This window comes from Streptomyces sp. AC555_RSS877 (assembly GCF_019049245.1).
GTDB lineage: Bacteria > Actinomycetota > Actinomycetes > Streptomycetales > Streptomycetaceae > Streptomyces.
Genome location: NZ_JAGMUK010000074.1, coordinates 68,454 through 86,402, shown reverse-complemented (window position 1 = coordinate 86,402; position 17,949 = coordinate 68,454). Strand labels below are relative to the sequence as shown.

The window sequence follows — 17,949 nt, the reverse complement described above, 5'->3', positions numbered from 1 at the left end:
CGAGTGGTCGAGTGGTGAAAACTGGGGTCACAACCAGCGTGGGATGTCCGGGAGTTCACCCGTGACACGCAGTTCACGCAGTTCTTGGGTGCCGCCTCGGCCGGTGAGCCAGGCGGCGAGGGCGTACGGCGGTCCGGTGACCGTGAGGCCCGGGACGGGGGTGCCGAGTACGACGGTGCCGTGACCCTCCACCACCAACTCGGCGCCGATTCCCGGCTCGACACGCGCCGACATCCACCCGGCCACATCGCGTACGAGGGCCCAGGCGAAGTCGGGCGGCAACGCGTCCACGCCGACCCCGACCCGCAGGTCGACCAGGTGGATCCACACCTCGCGGGCCCGCAGCCACGGCACCTCCGACGCCGGGATCTCACGGCCCTGCCCGCTGACGACGGTGGCCGACCAGGCGTCGGCCGAGAGTGCGTCGGCGGCCTTCCGGAAGTGGGCGGCGGACTCCCGTACGTCCGCCTGCTGTTCGGCGAGAGGACGTCCGGCGCCCGTCTCGATGTCCGTGACGCGCTGGTCCGGCGAGGTGTACATGGGAGTCGGCATCCCCGTCCGGGCCCAGGTCAGCAGGTTGACCAGGGCGTCGGCGTTGCGGGAGAGGTGGCTGAGCAGGTGGCCACGGGTCCAGCGGGGCAGCGCGGACGGTTCCGTCATCGCGTCCTGCGACAACGCGTCGACCGCCTGCTGCAGTCGGCGCTGGCCGTCCTCGACCCATCCGAGAACCTGTTCCGGCATGCTCACGGCTTGTCCTCGACGACCGTGTTCACGCACTCCCCGATGCCCTCGACCACGGTCCGTACGACCTGGCCGGGCTTCAGGAACACCTTCGGGTCGCGAGCCGCACCAACCCCGCCCGGGGTACCGGTGAGGACGAGGTCGCCCGGCTCCAGCGTCGTGAACGTGCTGAGGTACGCGGCGATGTCCGCGGGGGTGAACAGCAGGTCGGACGTGCGCGAGCGCTGCATGACCTGCCCGTCCACCTCCAGGCGGATCTCCAGGTCGGCAGCGTCGTCGATCTCGTCGCCGGTCACCAGCCAGGGCCCGGCCGGCGTGCTGGCCTCCCACGCCTTGCCCTGCAGCCACTGCGGGGTACGCCACTGCCAGTCCCGCATGGAGATGTCGTTGACGACGGTGTAGCCGGCGATCGCGGCTGCCGCCTCCTCCTTGGTGGCCCGGCGGCGCAGCTGCGAACCGATGACGAACCCGAGTTCGGCCTCCCAGTCCAGCTCCTCCGTCTCGCCCGGGTGGACGATGTCGTCGCGGGCGCCGAGCAGGACGTTGGCGAACTTGCCGAAGAGGGCGGGGTACGACGGCATGTCGCGGCCCATCTCCGCGATGTGAGCGCGGTAGTTGTGGCCCACGCAGAAGATCTTGGCGGGGGTCGTGACCACCGGGGCGAAGTCGAGGGCCGCCACGTCGTGCGTCGGCCCATCGGCGGCGGCCGCGTAGGAACGCCAGTCGGGGCGGCGCAACAGGGCGGCGACGTCGGGGGTGCCGGTCTCCACGGCACGGTCGCCGTCGAGACGGACGGCGACCGTGCCGTCGGCGGTGCGGATGGTGGCGAGCTTCATGCGGACGTGCTCCCGGTCGTTTCGGTGCGGGCGAGGTTCAGCGCCTCGTAGAGCGGCGCGTCGTTGAAGGTGAACAGGTCGAGTTGGGTGTCGGCGGCGATGGTCAGGGCGCACCAGGAGGGCACGGCGATCAGGTCACCGTCGGACACCTCGATCTCGCGGTCGTCGAGGGTGACGGTGCCACTGCCGCGGAAGACCTGCCAGACGGACGAGCCGACGGTGCGGCGGGTCGCGGTGGTGGTGCCCGCGCGCAGGCGGTGCATCTCGGTGCGCAGGCTGGCGAGGGCGTCGCGGCCGGAAGCGGGGTTGGTGAAGCGGATGCCGGCATGGCCGGGCTCGATGACGCCGGTGTACCCCTCGTCCTCCAGTTCCAGCTGGGCGGTGAGGGCGTCGTCGGTGTCGGCCCAGCGGTAGGCCATGAGCGGGGAGTCGGGGGTGCTGGGGACTGCGATCGGGCGCAGTCCCGGGTGGCCCCAGAGGCGTTCGTTGCGTGAGCGGGACGGGGTCGAGCGGTCCGACACCCCGTCCTCGCCGAACTCGAAGAACCCGGCGTCCAGGCGGTGCACGAGCGGGATGTCGAGGCCGTCCAGCCAGACCATCGGCGCGTCACCGACATGGTGGTGGCCGTGCCAGTGCATCGACGGGGTGAGGAGCAGGTCGCCGGGGCGCATCTCGACCGCGTCGCCGTTGACGACCGTCCACACGCCCTCGCCCTCCAGGATGAAACGGAAGGCGCCCTGCGAGTGCCGGTGCGCGGGGGCGACCTCGCGCGGGCCGAGGTACTGAACGGCCGCCCAGAGGTTGGGAGTCGCGTACGGACGCCCGGGCAGGCCCGGGTTGGCGAGCGCTATCGCGCGGCGCTCACCGCCGCGCCCGACCGGCACGAGGTCGCCGGCCCTGCGGGCGAGCGGGAGGAGTGTGTCCCATGGCCAGACGTGCGGGACGGCCTCGGGCTGGGGGGTGAGCGGCATGAGGTTGCCGATCTCGGTCCACAGGGGGATGAGCCCGGCGGTTGCGAAGCCGTCGTACAGCTTGCGGAGTTCGGGGTCCGTCTCCTCCGGGGCTATGACGGAGTCACTGGTCATCGGGGGTTCCTTCGGCGTCGAGGCGGCGCGTGATGTCGGCGCGCAGGGCCTTCTTGTCGATCTTTCCGACCTTGGTGGCGGCGAGTTCGGGGACCGTCACCAACCGGTCAGGGAACTTGAAGCGGGCGGTACCCGCGTTCTCCATGACGTGGTGGATGTCGTCGAGGGCCACCGTGTGTCCCGGTTCCGGTACGACGTAGAGGCAGACGCGCTCGCCGAGTTGTGCGTCGGGCATCGCCACGGCGGCGGCGCGGGCGACGCCGGGGGTCTGGTAGGCGAAGTTCTCGATCTCCTCGGCGGAGATGTTCTCCCCGCCCCGGATGATCATGTCCTTGTCGCGGCCCTCGACCACCAGGTTGCCGTCGGGCAGCAGCCGCACGATGTCGCCCGTGCGGTACCAGCCGTCCTCGGTGAAGGCGCGGGCGTTCTGCTCGTCGGCGCGGTAGTAGCCGCGCGGGGTGTAGGGGCCGCGGGTGAGCAGCACCCCCGGGGCCCCGTCGGGGACCGGGTTGCCCAGTTCGTCGACGACGAGGAGTTCGTCGTCCTCGCACATGGGGCGCCCCTGCGTCGTACAGATGATGTCTTCCGGGTCGTCCGGGCGCGTGTAGTTGAGCAGGCCTTCGGCCATCCCGAACACCTGCTGGAGCGTGCAGCCGAGTTCGGGGCGGACACGGCGGGCGACGTGGTCGGCGAGCCGGGAGCCGCCGACCTGGAGGATCCGCAGTGAGCTCAGGTCGGTCCCCGGGTGTTCCCGGTGGTGGTCCAGCCAACGCTGGGCGATGGCCGGAACCAGAGCAGAAGCGGTGACGCGCTCTCGTTCGACGATCGGGAACGCCTTTTCCGGGTTGGGGGACCCCAGCACCACCCGGCCGCCGTTCAGCAGTACGCCCAGCAGGCCGGGGCAGGCGAGCGGGAAGTTGTGCCCGAGGGGCAGCGCGGCGAAGTAGACCGTGTCGGCGCCGAACTCACAGACCTCGGCGCTGCGGCGGGCGTTGTAGAGGTAGTCGTCGTGCGTGCGGGTGATCAGCTTGGGCAGCCCGGTGGTGCCGCCGGAGAGCAGGAAGACGGCGATCGAGCGGCTGTCCGGCCGGTACGCGTCCACGGCGGCCCGGTCCGCCGGCGTGCCGGGCGCGGCGCACAACTCCCGCAGGTCCACGGCGTCGTCGCCGACCTTGTCGCCGAGTACGAGGACGTGCCGAAGGGTCGGTGAGCCGCCGGCGACCTCGAAGGCCATCGCCTGGTGGTCGTGGTCCTTGAGGAAGCCCGGTACGGCGATGGCCACGGCCTCGCTGTGCTCGACCAGGTAGCCGATCTCGTGTCTGCGGTGTCCCGGCAGTGCCATCACCGGGATCACGCCGAGACGGAGACAGGCGTAGGCGAGGATCACGAACTCGGCGGTGTTGGGCAGCTGCACCACGAGCCGGTCGTCCGGGCGGAGCCCGAGCGCGGCCAGCCGGAGCGCCACGGCGTCCGCGCGCTCGGCGAGTTGCCGGTACGTCAGCCGCCGGTCGCCGTCGACGAGCGCGACCGTGTCGGGAGTGGCGTCGGCGACGGCGTGGAGCCGGTCGCCGATCGCATGGCCCTCCCAGTAGCCCTTGTCGGCGTAGCGCCTGGCGTACTCCTCGGGCCAGGGCACAGCGCCTTTGCTGCTCGGCCTGGGCATGGTCGTTCTCCTTAGCGGTCCTGTGCGGGTGGTGCGGTGGGGACGATCACGGCGTCCAGTGCGATCAGTCCCTCGGCCGTGAGCCGCAGCGGGTTGATCTCGATCTCGGCGGTGTCGGGGCTCGCGGCGAGGCAGGCGCCGAGTGCCGCGACGACCCGCCCGAACTCGGCGCGGTCCAGCACCGGCCCGCCGCGCCAGCCGTCGAGCAGGGCGCGGGCAGCCAGGTCGTCGGGCATGCCGGCGGCCTCGGCGACGGAGAGCGGGGCGAGCCGGATCGCCACGTCGGCGAGCGCCTCGGCGGCGGTGCCGCCCAGCCCGGCGAGGACGACCGGCCCGAAGACGGGGTCGCGGCGCGCGCCGAGCACGAGGTCGACACCGGCCGGGGCCATGGCCTCGACCAGGTAGCGGCGGTCGGCGCCGATGGCGTCCAGGGCCGCGTCGAGTTCGTCGGGGGTGCGCACGCCCAGGTGGACTCCGCCGATCTCCGTCTTGTGGAGGATCGCGGCATCGAGCACCTTGACCGCGACGGGCCCGCCCAGCAGGCGCAGGGCGTGGTGGGCGTCGGCTCGTGTGTCGCAGGCGCGGCGGTTCGGGGTACGGATGCCGAGCGAGGCGAGGAACGTCTTGGCGGCGTCCTCGTCCAGCGGACCGGGCGGCACGGCGGCGGCCGTCTCCTGCCGCGACCCGTCGGCTGACCCTTCGGTGCGCACAGCCCGCTGTCGGGCATGCGTCACCAGAGCCCGTACGGCATTCGCGGCGGAAGCGGGTCCGGTCAGCGCCGGAATCCCCGCCTTGTGCAGGCGCGCACGCTGTTCGGCGACATCCTCGGGGAGGCCGCCGACGACCACGACGGCCGGGGATTGCGTGCCGAGGCCGGCGTCCTGGACGGCGGAGGCGAGGTCGACGCTGTCGGGCTCGGTGAGTGCGTAGACGGCGAGCAGGTCCACCGCCGGATCCGTGGCCGTGGTGTCCAGCACGCGCGCGAAGGTTTCGGCGGGCCGACCCGTGTCGACCGGGTTGCGCTGGTAGGTGAGCGGGGGCAGCAGTTCGCCGAGCGCCCGCTGGGTGCTCTCAGCCAGCTCCGGCATCCGGATGCTGTCGGCGCCCGCCCGGTCCGCCAGCAGCAGCCCCGGCCCCGCTTGGGCGGTCACGATGGCGAGCCCGGGGTCCGGGTGGGGACGCAGCTGGATGCGGGACAGGGCGGTGAGCGCGTCCACCAGCTCCCGTTCGTCGTCCACGACCACGGCCCCGGCCTGCCGCAGCGCGGCCCGCGTCGTACGCCAGGAGGTGGCGAGCGCTCCGGTGTGCGACCGGGCGAAGTCACCGACGTCGCTGCGGCCGACGACCAGGGCCACGACCGGCTTGACGCCGGTCACCAGCCGTACGGCCTCCACCAGCCGCGGCCCGTCCGGCACCGTCTCCAGGTGCAGCGCCACGGCCGTCGTACGACTGTCCCCCGCGAGGTGTTCCAGGACGTCCGCGGCGGTCACGCCGAGGCCCGCCCCGATGCCGACGCCGAGGCTGATGCCGTTGCCAGCGGCGACCAGGTCGAAGGAGAGCGCGTGGTTGACGCCGCCGCTGGCCGCGACCACCGCGATGTCCCCGGCCGGGAGCTGTCCTGCCGCGGGCACGAAGCTGGCCGTCAGGCCCATGTGGGGAGCGAAGAATCCGGAGGTGTTCGGTCCGAGCAGTCGGATCCCGGTCTCCTGGGCGACGAGGCGCAGTGCGTCCGCGTGGGCCTCGCCCTCCGGGCCCGCCTCACCGAAACCGCCGGCACAGACCAGCGCGGCACGGCAGCCGGCGGCGGCCGCGTCGGCCAGGGCGTCGGCGCAGCCGGCCGCGGGTACGCACAGGACGGCCAGGTCGAGCCGTCCGGCGGTGTGGGCGGCTGCTTCGGCGACCGAGGCGTAGACGCCCTCGGCGGGCTCCGGTCTCCGTGCGTTGACCAGGGCGCGGGCGCCGGGGAAGGGGGCCAGTGAGCGGGCCATGGCGGCGCCCAGCTTGCCGCTCTGCCGGGAGGCGCCGATCACGGCCACGCCCTCGGGCGCGAAGAGCGGCGTCAGGTCGGTGCTCATGCCTGCTCCCCCGCCACCAGGTCGGCGCGCCCGGACAGCAGCAACGTTTCAGCCCGGTCGTCGTCCATCGTGTCCTCCACGATCAGTACGGGGATGCCGTGCACCAGCCGGGCCTGTTCGGCGAGCAGCGACCGGGTGAACGGGGTCCCCCCTTGTACGGCGACCAGCTCCGGGGGCGTGTCACCACTCAGGGCGTCGGCCAACTCGTCGTAGACCTGCGGCAGTTGAGCCTCACCCTCGGGTGCGGTGAGCCACCGGCATCCCTCGGCACGCAGCGCCGTCAGCTCCTGGGAGGTCAGCCGCCGGCCGCCGAACTCCCGGAAGGGCGTGTCCAGGGGATCGCGTCCGTCGTGCGCCGCACGCCAGTCCCGTACGACCTGGTCGACGAACTCGGGGTCGCGGCGCGCGATCCGTTCCTTGCCGATGCTGCGGGAGATGAAGTGGAAGGTGAACTGCGTCGGTTCGAACGCCTCGTGGTAGCGCCCGAAGTGCTCCCACCAGGACAGGCTCGGCCGGGCGGAGCCCTGGATCTTCTCCACCGAGGGGCGCCGGGCCGCCTCGTACGCCTCCAGGGCGCTCGGCAGGTCGTCGCGGTGGGTGAGGAGGCTGTCGGCGAGGGCGACGGCGTCCTCCAGGGCCATCTTGGTACCGGAGCCGACGGAGAAGTGCGCGGTGTGCGCGGCGTCGCCGAGCAGGACGACGTTGCCGCTGTGCCAGCGCCGGGTGCGCCGGGTGCGGAAGTTGCCCCAGCGGGAGTTGTTGACCAGCAGTTCGTGCCCGTCGATCTGCTCGGCGAAGAGCTTCTCCAGGTACGCCTTGCTCTTCTCGTCGCTCGGTCCGGGCGGCTGCGCGGTGTCGAACTCGTCGAGGCCCGCCTTGCGCCAGGACTCCTCGTCCGTCTCGACGATGAAGGTGCTCACGCTGTCGCTGATCGGGTAGCCGTGCACGGCGAACGTGCCGTGCGGGCCGTGCTCGTGCACGAAGGTCAGGCCGTCGAAGAGATAGTCCGTGCCGAACCAGATGAACTTGGCGGTCGCGACCTCCGCCTCCGGCACCAGTACGTCGGCGAGCCGGTCGCGCAGCCGGGAGTTCGCCCCGTCGGCGGCCACGATCACGTCGTAGTCGGCCAGCTCGGCCGGATCAGCGGGAACCTCGTGGCTGAACCGGAGCTCGACCCCGACCTCCTCGGCCCTTTGGTGCAGCAGCTGGAGCAGGGTCCTGCGGGTGATGGCCGCCATGCCGTTGCCACCGCACCGGATCCGCTGCCCCTTCAGCCGCACCTCGATGTCGTCCCAGTGCCGGCCGTGGTCCGCGAGCGCTGTGCGCAGCACGGGGTCCGCCGCGTGGATGGCGGCCAGAGTCGCATCCGAGAACACCACGCCGAAGCCGAAGGTGTCTTCCGCGCGGTTGCGTTCGAAGACCGTCACCTCGACCGACGGATCGGCCTGCTTGATGAGCGCTGCGAAGAACAGCCCACCGGGGCCGCCTCCCACGCAAGCGATCCGAGTAACCATGGCTCCTGCCTCCACGTCGAGTACAGGCCCAGACTCAGGCCCGGACACATCTCGTGTCAATGGATACACGGGCGTGAATAATTTGTCGCGCTTCGTCGACGCCGCTTCTCCAACGAAAACAAGCATTTTGCCGGTCAGACGGTTCGTCCTTGCGACGGCCGTCCCTGTGGCATAGTCAGTTTCGTGAAGCCTCGATCGATCGTCTTCGACCTGTTCGGCGACTACGTCCGCTATCGCGGCGGCGCCGCCCGGCTACGTACCCTCAGCGCGCTGATGGGCTGCTTCGGCGTCGGCGAGAGCACCGTGCGGGTGGTCCTCGCGCGGCTGCGCAAGGAGGACTGGTTCGACGTCCGGCGCGAGGGCAGGGAGACGGTCTACACGCTCAACAAGCGCAGTCTCCGGCTCCTCGACGAGGGCCGCGCACGCATCTTCGACCGGGCCCCGTCCGACTGGGACCGGCACTGGCACATGGTCATCTACTCGGTCCCCGAGACGGAGCGCGGTGTACGCGACCGCATCCGCAAGGAGCTGGCCTGGCTGGGCTTCGGCCCCCTGGCCCCGTCCACCTACGTCTCCCCGCACGACCGGCTCCAGCAGGTCCGGGAGAAGTTCGCGGACGAGCCGGCGGTACGCCTGGACACCCTGCGCTGCCAGTCCGGGGGTCTGACCGTCGATCGCGAGATGGCGGCGCGCGGCTGGGACCTCGCCGCCCTCAACGAGGACTACCGGGAGCTGCTGCGCACCTACCGCAGCCGGATGCCGTCGTACCGGGCCGGTCACCTCAGCCCCGAGGAGGCGATGGTCGAGCGCATGCGGCTGACCTACGACTACCGCAAGTTCCCCTTCCGCGACCCGGACCTGCCGACGGATCTCCTTCCCGCGGGCTGGGTGGGCCACGAGGCGCACGAGATGTTCCTGGAGGCCCACGAGGTCCTCGGCCCCTCCGCCGAGTCCTACTACGACGAGGTGGCCGGCCCGCGCCCTGTCGCGTAGGACTGGCTCTACGCCAGGTGTCCCAGCTCGTGCGAGGCCGCGGCCACGGTGTCGCGCAACTCCTGGGTCACCTCGGCCATGTGGTCCGGTGTGCCGAGGCTCTCGGGCAGGACGACGGAGACGGCGAGCGGCAGTGGGTCGCCTGCCGCGAAGACGGGCGCGGCGACCGAGATGATGCCCGGGATGACGCCGCTGTGCGTCACGACGTGTCCGTCGTCGCGGATCTGCGCCCGGGTGGCGGCGAGGCGCTCGGCCGTCCACTCCCCCTCCTTGCCGCGGAGCTCTTCGCCCAACACCTCCTCGGTGAGGCTCTCGGGCAGGTGGGCCAGGAAGACCTGGCCCACGGACGACGTGAGCAGCGGAAGCGTGGCGCCGACGCGCACCGTCAGGGGCAGCGGTCGGGTGCCGTACGCCCAGCTCACCACGATGGGGCCGCGGTCGCCCCAGACCGCGAGGTTCACGGAGTGACCGGTGCGGTCGCGGAGCTGCGTCGCATGGCCGCTCGCCACCGCCACCTCGTTGGTGCGGCGCAGCGACTCGGCGCCCATGCGGCGCATCGCGGCCCCGAAGTCGTAGAGGCCCGAGGCGGGATCCTGTGAGGTCAGGCCGATGCGGCCGAGGCTGACGAGGTAGCGGTGCACCTTGCTGGGCTGCATACCGCTCGCCTGCGCGATCGCCGACAGGCTCAGCGCACCGCCGCCGCTCTCCAGCGCCAGCAGGACTCGCATCGCCATCTCGACGGACTGGATGCCCTGCCGCTCCCCGTTCTCCCTGGGGTCAGTCGTGGTCACAGCGCAGCCTTCTCCCCTGCGGGTGCATGAACGCGGTCAGCCTATCGAGGCGGCCGCTACAACAGATCTTACATTCACTATTGCGGAACGCATTACGTTCTGGTGAACTGCGGGAGCGGTGGCGGTCCTCCCCCGACTGCCCCCGCCACACCGGCGGCCCGTTCCGCAGCCGCCCGAGCCGCTCGTCCTTCGGCGCACACACCCGCGCATCTCATCCGCCCCGGCCACTCACACCGAGCCGGGCGCCGCCACACCCCGTCTGCCTACGGGACCTCGAACACAGAACGAAGCCCGCCCACGAGATCCCGCGTACGACATTCCCCGAGGAGAACTCCGCAATGAAGCTGATCGGCCTCGAAGAACACTTCGTGACCCCTGACCTGGTGGGCCACGGCACCTCCACCGCCTCCATCGCCCAGCCCCACGCGTGGGCCGAGGCCTCCCGGCGGCTCCTCGACCTCACCGAGGAACGCCTCGACGGCATGGACGCCGCCGGCCTGGACATGCAGGTGCTCTCACTCAACTCCCCCGGCCTCCAGGCGGAGAAGGACCCGCAGGCCGCCGTACGCCAGGCGATCACCGTCAACGACTTCCTCACCGGCGTCATCGCCGAGCACCCCGACCGCTTCTCCGGCTTCGCCGCCCTGCCCCTCCAGGACCCCCAGGCCGCCGCCGACGAACTGGAACGCGCGGTCACCCAGCTCGGCCTGCGCGGCGCCCTCGTCAACGCGCACACCCACGGCCGGTACCTGGACGACCCCGCCCTGCGCGTCGTCTGGGAGCGCGCCGAGCACTTCGACGTACCGCTGTATCTGCACCCGGCCAACGGCGTCGACACCGCGCACGTGCTCTCCGGACACCCCGAACTCGTCGGACCGATGTGGAGCTGGGGCATCGACACCGCCACCCACGCCCTGCGCCTCATCTTCGGCGGGGTCTTCGACGACTTCCCGAACGCCAAGCTGCTCCTCGGCCACATGGGAGAGGGACTGCCCTATGTGATGTGGCGCATGGACTCCCGCTGGGAGTTCCACGCGCACCACGGCATCGAGCTCAAGCGCGGGCGCCCCTCGGAGTACATCCGGCACAACCTCTACATCACGACCAGCGGCGTCTGCTCCCCCGCCCCGCTGCTCACCGCCCTGCTCTCGATGGGCGCCGACCACATACTCTTCGGCACCGACTACCCCTTCGAGGACATCGAGACGGCCACGACGTTCCTGCAGAACGCCCCGATCAGCGACGCCGACCGGCTCAAGATCGGCCACCAGAACGCCGAGAAGCTCCTCGGCCTCACCACCACGCCCGCACTCGCGGGTGTCTGAGCGGAGGGCAACGCACGTGTACGACGTCGCCGTCATCGGGTACGGGCCCGTCGGCATGGCCACCGCGGCGCTGCTCGGTCAGGCAGGCCACGACGTGGTCGTGCTGGAGCGCTACCCCACCCTGTACAACCTTCCGCGCGCCGCCATCTTCGACGACGAGACGATGCGGACCTTCGACCGCCTCGGCATCTCCCGCGAGCTGCTGCCCACCCTGCACGTCCAGCGGAACTACGAGTGGCGCAACGGCGCGGGCGAGCTCCTCATCGAGCACGACTTCGCCGCCGTCGGCGGCCAGGGCTGGGCGGAGTGGTACATGATGTACCAGCCCTACCTGGAGGACACCCTCGACAGCCTGGTCCGCGGCCTCGAGAACGTCGAGATCCGCATGGACGCCCGGGTCAACGGCCTGCGGAACACGCACCACGGCGTGGACATCCAGGTCGAGGGAAGCGACACGGCCGTCTCGGCCCGGTACGTCGTCGCCTGCGACGGCGGCAACAGCTTCACCCGCACCTGGCTGGGCGTAGGGCAGGACGACTACGGGTTCTCCGAGCCGTGGATGGTCTGCGACTTCCGCCTGACCGGCCCCACCGACATTCCCAAGGCCCGTCAGGTGTGCGACCCGAAGCAGCCCGTGTCGATCATCTCGCTCGGCCCCCGGCACCACCGGTTCAGCTTCATGCTCGACTCCGCGGACTCCTTCCCCGTCGAGCGGGAGCCCGACCGGGTGTGGGCACGGGTCGCCGACCACATCGGCCGCTCGCAGGCCGAACTCGTCCGCGTCGCCACGTACACGTTCCGCTCGCTCGTCGCGGAGCACTGGCGCAGCGGCCGGGTCCTGCTCGCCGGTGACGCGGCCCATCAGATGCCGCCGTTCCTCGGACAGGGCATGTGCTCGGGCATCCGCGACGCCCAGAACATCGCCTTCAAACTCGACGCCGTACTGCGCGGCGCCGACGACGCACTCCTCGACACCTACCAGAGCGAACGCGAGCCGCATGTGCGGGCCATCATCGCCAAGGGCATCGAGCTGGGCCGGGTGCAGACCATGCGCGATCCGGTGGCCGCCGCCGAGCGGGACGCCCGGCTGATCGCACTGCGCGAGGCGGACGGGCGCCCCGAGAAGATGCGCTTCCCGGGCCTCGGCCCCGGCCTGCGCGACGAGTCCCCGCAGGCCGGGCACCTGATGCCGCAGGGCCGGGTGGAGTCGCACGGCACCGAAGGGCTCTTCGACGAGGTCCTCGGGCGCGGATTCGTGCTCCTCGTCGACGGCCGGGCCGGCGCCTCGCTCGACGCCTCGACCACGGAAGCGGCCGCCCGCCTCGGCGTGGCCGTCCACCACCTCACCGACCGCCGCCTCACCACGGAGGGGATCACCGATGTCGGCGGCGTCTACGGACGCTGGTTCGACGGGACCGGCCGCGCAGCCGTGCTGTGGCGGCCCGACTTCTACATCTTCGGCACCACGGGCGTCCTCTCGGACGTCCCGGCGCTTCTCACCACACTCGCCACAGCAGTCGAGCCGGCACAGGCTCCTGCCACAGCTGGAGAAGGGATCCGGCCATGACCACACAGTCCGCCGTCCGTCCGCAGGTCCGCAGAGTGTCCGCGAGCACGTTCATGCTGATCGCCGCCTGGGTCGTCGCGTCCCTCGAGGGATACGACCTCGCCGTGTACGGCGTCAGCGTCCCCGCGATCCTCGGCGACCCCTCGCTCGGCATCGACAAGGCCGAGGCCGGCACCATCGGCTCCCTCGTCGGCATCGGGATGCTGGTGGGCGCCGCCCTCGCCGGTGCCCTGCTCCACCGCACCGGCCCGCGCCGGCTCCTGCTCGTCGGCACCACCGTGTTCTCACTCGGGATGGCGGTCTGCACGTTCGCCGGGGGCGTCCCGTCGTTCGGCGCCGGACGCCTCGTCGTCGGCCTCGGCCTCGGCGTCGTACTGCCGACGATCAACGCCTACGTCGCCGACCTCAGCAAGCCGGGCCGCCGCAGCCGCAACGTCACCCTGGTCATGAGCGGCTACGCGGCCGGCGCCCTGCTCTCCCCCCTGCTCGGCACCGCCCTGCTCCCCGACGTCTCGTACCGCTGGCTGTACGTCATCGGCGTGGTCCCCGTGTTCCTGGCCATACCGCTCGTGCTCCGGCTCCCGGAGAGCCCGTTCCACCTCAACCGCACGGGTCGCACCGCCGAGGCGAGAGCGGTGGAGGAGCAGCTCGGCCTCGCCCCGTCGGACGCCGCGCCGACGTCGGACCCGGGCCGCATGCTCGGCCTCGGATCGCTGCTCACGGGCGGCCTCGCGGTCTCGACCCTGCTCTTCTGGGCCATGTCGTTCTGCGGACTCCTGCTCGTCTTCGGCATCAGCACCTGGCTGCCCAGCATCATGCAGGCCGCCGGCTTCTCCCTCGGCTCGGCGCTGCTGCAGACGGCGGCGATGTGGCTGGGCGTCGGTGTCGGGGCCATCGTCGGCGGCCGGGTCGCGGACGCGCTCGGCGCCAAGCGGGTCGTGGTCGTCGCGTTCCTGGTCGGCACGGTGAGCCTGATCGCGATGAGCACCCGCCCGCCGACACCCGTCATGTTCGTGCTCATGTTCATCAGCGGGTTCGGGTTCATCGGTTCCCAGATCCTCGGGAACGCGTTCATCGTGACCAGGTACCCGGACGCCGTGCGCGGCAACGGCCTCGCCTGGGCCCTGTCCATCGGCCGCTTCGGCGCGATCGCCGGCCCGTCCCTGGGCGCGTTCGTCCTCACCTCGGGCGCCGACGTCAAGTGGGCCTTCTACGCCTTCGCCGTCCCCGCGCTCGTCGGGGCGTTCGCGGCGGGCGCCGTACCCCGGGCGCGAGCGGTGAAGGCATGACCTTCGTCCCTTCGCCGGTCGTCTACGAGTCCTGGGGCCAGCGGGTCGTCTTCGGCTCGGGCACGGTTCGAAAGGACGTGGCGGCCGCGGTCGCGGGACTCGGCGCGAGCCGGGTCCTGGTGATCGCGGCCGACGGGGAGCGGGCCCTGGCCGAGGACATCTGCAAGGAGATCCCGGTCGTGGCGGTCTTCGGCGGCGTCCGGCCGCACGTGCCGGCCGAGGTGGCGCGGGCCGTGCGGGCCGCCGCCGAAGAGCACGCGGCCGACCTGCTGCTGAGCGTCGGCGGAGGGTCGACGACGGGCACCGCCAAAGCGGCGGCGCTCACCTCCGGGCTGCCGATCCTCGCCGTCCCCACGACATACGCCGGTTCCGAGGCCACCCCCGTCTGGGGCCTCACCGAGGACGGCAACAAGCGCACCGGCGTCGACCCGAAGGTGCTCCCCAGGGTCGTCGTGTACGACGCCACACTGATGCTGTCGCTGCCGACGAGGCTGTCGGTGACGTCGGGCCTCAACGCCCTCGCCCACTGCGTCGACGCGTGGTGGGCGCCCCGGCACAATCCGATCAGCTCCGCGCTGGCCGTGGAGGGTGTCCGCTCGTTGGCGTCCTCCCTCCCCCGCATCGTCGCCGACGGCCAGGACGTCGCGGCCCGTCGCGAGATCCTCTTCGGCACCTACCTCGGCGCGGTGGCTTTCGCGGGAGCCGGTTCCGGGCTGCACCACAAGGTGTGTCACGTCCTCGGGGGCGCGTACGACCTCGAACACGCAGCCCTCCATTCGGTGGTCCTGCCGCACGTGGTCGGCCTGAACCTGGCAGCGGCGCCCGAGGCGGCCAGGCACCTCGGAGCCGCGCTCGACGAACGCACCGACCCCTTCGGCGCGTTGCTCGACCTCTACGCGCAGCTTCAACCCCCGTCCTCACTACGTGAGTTGGGACTCGTCGAGGAGGAACTCGACCGGGCCACCGACCTGGTCATGGCCCACGTGCCGGACTCCAACCCGCGCCCGGTCACCCGTGATGCGATGCGCGCGCTGCTGGGCCGCGCGTACCGGGGCGACACCCCGGTACCGCTCCCGCTCACCGCCCCTAGTACGAAAGAGCAACCCCGATGACTGAGATGCCTGAGACGACTGAGCAGAAACTCACCGACGAGGTCGTCGCGAGCTTCGACACCGCGAAGGACGAACGGTTCCGCGAGGTCATGCAGGCGCTCGTGCGGCACGCCCACGCCTTCGTGCGCGAGACCCGGCTCACCGAAGCCGAATGGGGCGCGGCGATCGAGTTCCTGACCGCTTCCGGTCACATCACGACCGACACCCGCCAGGAGTTCGTCCTTCTCTCTGATGTCCTCGGCATTTCCATGCTCACCGTCGCGGTGAACGAACCGGGCCTCGGGGAATCGACGGAGTCCACGGTCCTCGGCCCCTTCTTCGTCCAGGACTCCCCCGGGATCGAACTCGGCGGGGACATCGCGGGCGGCGCGAAGGGCGAGCCGTCGTGGGTCGACGGCACGGTCACGGACACGGACGGCAACCCGGTCCCCGGGGCCCGCATCGAGGTGTGGGAGGCCGACGACGACGGCATGTACGACGTCCAGTACGACGACGTTGCCCTCGCCGGACGCGCGCACCTGTTCGCCGACTCCGAGGGCGGCTACCGGTTCTGGGCGCTCACGCCCACGCCGTACCCGATCCCCGACGACGGCCCCGTCGGCCTGCTCCTCCAGCACGCCGGCCGCTCACCGATGCGGGCCTCGCACCTCCACTTCAAGGTGACGGCACCCGGCTTCCACCCGCTCATCACACACATCTTCGTCGCGGGCGATCCCGGTCTGGACAGCGACTCGGTGTTCGGCGTGAAGGAGTCCCTCATCCGCCCCTTCGACCGCCACCGGATGGGTACGCCGACTCCCGACAACCGTCAGCTGGAAGGGTCGTGGACGTCGGCAAGCTTCGACATCGTCCTCAGGAAGAAGTAGGGCCGGCCAGAGACCCAGCAGGGGCAGCTCTCCAACCAAAGATCACTCCAACGGCCTCGACCTGGACTGGCTGTTCGCCCACGCCGACCAGCACCACGCCTACGTCGTCTCCGTCCACGAACTGTTCGCGCGGATGCTGGCGCTGCCCGTCATCACGGTGGCCGCGCTGCAGGGGCACACCTTCGCCGCCGGCGCGATGTTCTCCCTCGCCCACGACTTCCGCGTGATGCGCGCCGACCGCGGCTACTGGTGTCTGCCCGAAGCAGACATCAACATCCCCTTCACCCCGGGCATGGCCGCCCTCATCCAGTCCCGGCTCACCCCGCCGACCGCACACGTGGCCATGGTCACCGCCCGCCGTTACGGCGGCTCCGACGCCGCGGCCGCCGGCATCATCGACCATGCGGTCACCGAGGAGGCCGTGCGCTCCACCGCCATCGAGATCGCCCAGGCACAGGTGAACAAGGCCGGCGACACCCTCGGCACCATCAAGGCCCGCATGTACGCCCCGGCCCTGGCCACCCTGCGCGACACCACCAACCCGCTCGGCTGACCAGCGCCCCACCGACCGCCCCCCCGCCTCGCCACCGGGGCCGGGGCCGTCCCAGCTGCCCAACCGCATAGAGCTCGGCGAAGCGACAGCGGGGCGGTCTGGGATGCCGGTCGGCCCGGGGGCGGCTTCACCAGGCATACGCCTGCGGGGCTTCCCCCGGCCCGGCCAGATGTGGTCGAGGCGTTCCATGACCTCGTCGTCGAGTTGCACGGACAGTGCACCGAGTTTGGTCCGCCGTTGCTCGCTCGTCGTCGCTCCGGTGACCGTGGTGGAGACGACAGGGTTGTGCAGCGCCCAGGCCAGCGCGTGCGCAGGCTTCGCGCCCAACTCCCGGCACAGCCCTTCATACGCTTCGAGCTGGTCGCGGTGTGCTGCGATGCGCTGCCGCATCGAGGCGCTCCGGGTGCGTGGCCCGCTGGCGGCCTCGAGGACGCCGTCCGCCTCCCAGGGCGGTGCAGCCCCTGCCGACCGCCTCCAGCGAGGTAACTGATCTCACTGGGGGCGTCTTCAACCCAGTGCCCTGTCCCGGCAGCCAGGGACAGGGCAGGCTGAGTGGCTCCGCGGCTCCGCCGTTAGCGGGCGCTCGTGGTGTTGATGTCGACGATGTGGTTGTACCGCTCCACCAGCACGAAGAGCTTGGTCTTCTGCGTCGTCTCCCCGCTGCCGAAGACCAGGGTGACGATGACTTCATGGCCGTTACCCACGGTGCCGTTGTCGGTCACCGTCCACCGCGCCGGTACGTTCTGGGCACGCAGGACGCCGTCCACTCCGTTCTTTTCCTCCCAGGCCGCCAGCCGCTTGGCGAAGTCGGGCGTCAGGTAGTGCTTGCGGAGCGCCGTGGCCAGCGAGACGTCCGGGTCCGTGTAATCGCCCTTCGCGTCGACGTACGCGCCGTAGAAGTCGGCGACCCGGGTCACCACATGCCCGGACGTGCCGCTGACCGACTGCGGTGCGGCGGTGGACGCCTTCGCGGGGGCAGGGACGGACGCCTGTGCCGACACCTGTGTCGACACACCGAGCCCGACAGCAAGGAGGAGGCCGGCAGCGACAGCCGCGCGGCGGCCCGGACGACGGTGTGCGGAGGAGTTCCTGTTCATGTGTGTCTTCCTTTTCTGATCCGTAAATGGTTGGGCCAGGCAGGTTCCGGCTTCCGTGCCGAAGGCCCCTGCCTCGGACGCACGGGTGCCACGATGCGCAGGCGCAGGGGAGTGTCGTTGTCACGCTGTTGCTACGGCGGTCGTTCTGGTCCGGCCGCCCTCTACGACGAGTACGGCACCGGCATCGTGAGTGTGTGTGACGACGTATCAAACGCGGTGGCCATGGGAGCAACCGTCAGTGGACGCGTGTCGAACGTCGCCCAACGCCGGTTGGCCCCTGCCGCCGTGGTCGGTGCGACACCAAGAGCATCGGCGGTCACCGGAGTCCAGCACAACGACCGCTGGCCCTTTGGCGACGGTGGAACCATTCCAGCCCATCTGACGTGCAGGAACATGAGTGCCTGGAATACGGGATCGCAGGCGGACGGCGGAGGAACGGTGC

General features: G+C 71.2%; 14 protein-coding genes and 2 pseudogenes. 7 read left to right on the top strand and 9 right to left on the bottom strand.

Annotation, left to right across the window (positions count from 1 at the left end; genetic code table 11):
• Nucleotides 1-27 precede the first annotated feature (27 nt).
• The 6 genes from KUM49_RS30485 to KUM49_RS30460 are packed head-to-tail and all read right to left on the bottom strand — an operon-like array spanning nt 28 to nt 7,914.
• The gene (locus KUM49_RS30485) at nt 28-741 is read right to left on the bottom strand and encodes a maleylpyruvate isomerase family mycothiol-dependent enzyme (RefSeq protein ID WP_217240190.1); all 714 of its coding nucleotides are present in this window, start codon (nt 739-741) and stop codon (nt 28-30) included.
• A 2-nt stretch (nt 742-743) separates the two neighbouring features.
• Entirely contained in the window at nt 744-1,577 is an 834-nt protein-coding gene (locus KUM49_RS30480) for a fumarylacetoacetate hydrolase family protein (RefSeq protein WP_217240189.1), read from the bottom strand.
• A complete protein-coding gene (locus tag KUM49_RS30475) occupies nt 1,574-2,662 on the bottom strand; it encodes a cupin domain-containing protein (RefSeq protein ID WP_217240188.1) in 1,089 nt (362 codons plus the stop codon). Before KUM49_RS30475 ends, KUM49_RS30480 begins: the two co-directional genes overlap by 4 nt.
• The gene (locus tag KUM49_RS30470) at nt 2,652-4,325 is read right to left on the bottom strand and encodes a (2,3-dihydroxybenzoyl)adenylate synthase (protein ID WP_217240187.1); all 1,674 of its coding nucleotides are present in this window, start codon (nt 4,323-4,325) and stop codon (nt 2,652-2,654) included. Before KUM49_RS30470 ends, KUM49_RS30475 begins: the two co-directional genes overlap by 11 nt.
• An 11-nt stretch (nt 4,326-4,336) precedes the next feature.
• Nucleotides 4,337-6,400, bottom strand: coding sequence for an acetate--CoA ligase family protein (locus KUM49_RS30465; RefSeq protein WP_217240186.1), 2,064 nt, complete (start codon nt 6,398-6,400; stop codon nt 4,337-4,339).
• Entirely contained in the window at nt 6,397-7,914 is a 1,518-nt protein-coding gene (locus tag KUM49_RS30460) for an FAD-dependent monooxygenase (protein ID WP_217240185.1), read from the bottom strand. The genes KUM49_RS30465 and KUM49_RS30460 overlap by 4 nt, the downstream gene beginning before the upstream one ends.
• A 183-nt stretch (nt 7,915-8,097) precedes the next feature.
• On the opposite strand from KUM49_RS30460, the gene KUM49_RS50340 reads away from it, so the two are divergent.
• On the top strand, nt 8,098-8,907 hold the full coding sequence (locus KUM49_RS50340) for a PaaX family transcriptional regulator C-terminal domain-containing protein (RefSeq protein ID WP_217240184.1): 810 nt from the start codon (nt 8,098-8,100) through the stop codon (nt 8,905-8,907).
• An 8-nt stretch (nt 8,908-8,915) separates the two neighbouring features.
• Here KUM49_RS50340 and KUM49_RS30450 read toward each other — a convergent pair whose 3' ends face one another.
• Nucleotides 8,916-9,698, bottom strand: a complete 783-nt coding sequence (locus KUM49_RS30450; RefSeq protein ID WP_217240183.1) for an IclR family transcriptional regulator — start codon at nt 9,696-9,698, stop codon at nt 8,916-8,918.
• A 338-nt stretch (nt 9,699-10,036) separates the two neighbouring features.
• Between KUM49_RS30450 and KUM49_RS30445 the strand changes: the two genes are divergently transcribed.
• The 6 genes and pseudogenes from KUM49_RS30445 to KUM49_RS30420 form a co-directional block, all read left to right on the top strand.
• Nucleotides 10,037-11,023, top strand: a complete 987-nt coding sequence (locus KUM49_RS30445; RefSeq protein WP_217240182.1) for an amidohydrolase family protein — start codon at nt 10,037-10,039, stop codon at nt 11,021-11,023.
• Nucleotides 11,024-11,039: 16 nt separating this feature from the next.
• Nucleotides 11,040-12,590 carry a bifunctional 3-(3-hydroxy-phenyl)propionate/3-hydroxycinnamic acid hydroxylase gene (locus KUM49_RS30440; protein WP_217240181.1) on the top strand — a complete coding sequence of 517 codons (1,551 nt, stop codon included), beginning with the start codon at nt 11,040-11,042 and terminating at the stop codon, nt 12,588-12,590.
• Complete coding sequence (locus tag KUM49_RS30435; protein ID WP_217240180.1) at nt 12,587-13,879, top strand: MFS transporter; 1,293 nt, start codon at nt 12,587-12,589, stop codon at nt 13,877-13,879. The genes KUM49_RS30440 and KUM49_RS30435 overlap by 4 nt, the downstream gene beginning before the upstream one ends.
• Nucleotides 13,876-14,991: a maleylacetate reductase gene (locus KUM49_RS30430; RefSeq protein ID WP_217240179.1), complete on the top strand. Its 1,116-nt coding sequence runs from the start codon at nt 13,876-13,878 to the stop codon at nt 14,989-14,991. Before KUM49_RS30435 ends, KUM49_RS30430 begins: the two co-directional genes overlap by 4 nt.
• The gene (locus tag KUM49_RS30425; protein WP_217240178.1) at nt 14,988-15,857 is read left to right on the top strand and encodes a dioxygenase; all 870 of its coding nucleotides are present in this window, start codon (nt 14,988-14,990) and stop codon (nt 15,855-15,857) included. Before KUM49_RS30430 ends, KUM49_RS30425 begins: the two co-directional genes overlap by 4 nt.
• Nucleotides 15,858-15,894: 37 nt before the next feature.
• Nucleotides 15,895-16,410: pseudogene (locus tag KUM49_RS30420) on the top strand (enoyl-CoA hydratase/isomerase family protein); the annotation flags it as partial.
• 177 nt (nt 16,411-16,587) lie between these two features.
• Here the strand turns inward: KUM49_RS30420 and KUM49_RS50815 are convergent.
• A pseudogene (locus tag KUM49_RS50815) lies at nt 16,588-16,800 on the bottom strand (aldo/keto reductase); the annotation flags it as partial.
• Between the two features lie 182 nt (nt 16,801-16,982).
• The gene (locus KUM49_RS30415) at nt 16,983-17,507 is read right to left on the bottom strand and encodes a hypothetical protein (protein WP_217240177.1); all 525 of its coding nucleotides are present in this window, start codon (nt 17,505-17,507) and stop codon (nt 16,983-16,985) included.
• Nucleotides 17,508-17,949 lie beyond the last annotated feature (442 nt).

Excerpts from the sequence above, each read along its gene's own strand:
- KUM49_RS30485 (WP_217240190.1), bottom strand. The coding sequence starts at position 741 with ATGCCGGAACAGGTTCTCGGATGGGTCGAGGACGGCCAGCGCCGACTG.
- KUM49_RS30430 (WP_217240179.1), top strand. The coding sequence starts at position 13,876 with ATGACCTTCGTCCCTTCGCCGGTCGTCTACGAGTCCTGGGGCCAGCGG.
- KUM49_RS30425 (WP_217240178.1), top strand. The coding sequence starts at position 14,988 with ATGACTGAGATGCCTGAGACGACTGAGCAGAAACTCACCGACGAGGTC.
- KUM49_RS30445 (WP_217240182.1), top strand. The coding sequence starts at position 10,037 with ATGAAGCTGATCGGCCTCGAAGAACACTTCGTGACCCCTGACCTGGTG.
- KUM49_RS30465 (WP_217240186.1), bottom strand. The coding sequence starts at position 6,400 with ATGAGCACCGACCTGACGCCGCTCTTCGCGCCCGAGGGCGTGGCCGTG.
- KUM49_RS30470 (WP_217240187.1), bottom strand. The coding sequence starts at position 4,325 with ATGCCCAGGCCGAGCAGCAAAGGCGCTGTGCCCTGGCCCGAGGAGTAC.
- KUM49_RS30435 (WP_217240180.1), top strand. The coding sequence starts at position 12,587 with ATGACCACACAGTCCGCCGTCCGTCCGCAGGTCCGCAGAGTGTCCGCG.
- KUM49_RS30475 (WP_217240188.1), bottom strand. The coding sequence starts at position 2,662 with ATGACCAGTGACTCCGTCATAGCCCCGGAGGAGACGGACCCCGAACTC.
- KUM49_RS30480 (WP_217240189.1), bottom strand. The coding sequence starts at position 1,577 with ATGAAGCTCGCCACCATCCGCACCGCCGACGGCACGGTCGCCGTCCGT.
- KUM49_RS30460 (WP_217240185.1), bottom strand. The coding sequence starts at position 7,914 with ATGGTTACTCGGATCGCTTGCGTGGGAGGCGGCCCCGGTGGGCTGTTC.
- KUM49_RS30415 (WP_217240177.1), bottom strand. The coding sequence starts at position 17,507 with ATGAACAGGAACTCCTCCGCACACCGTCGTCCGGGCCGCCGCGCGGCT.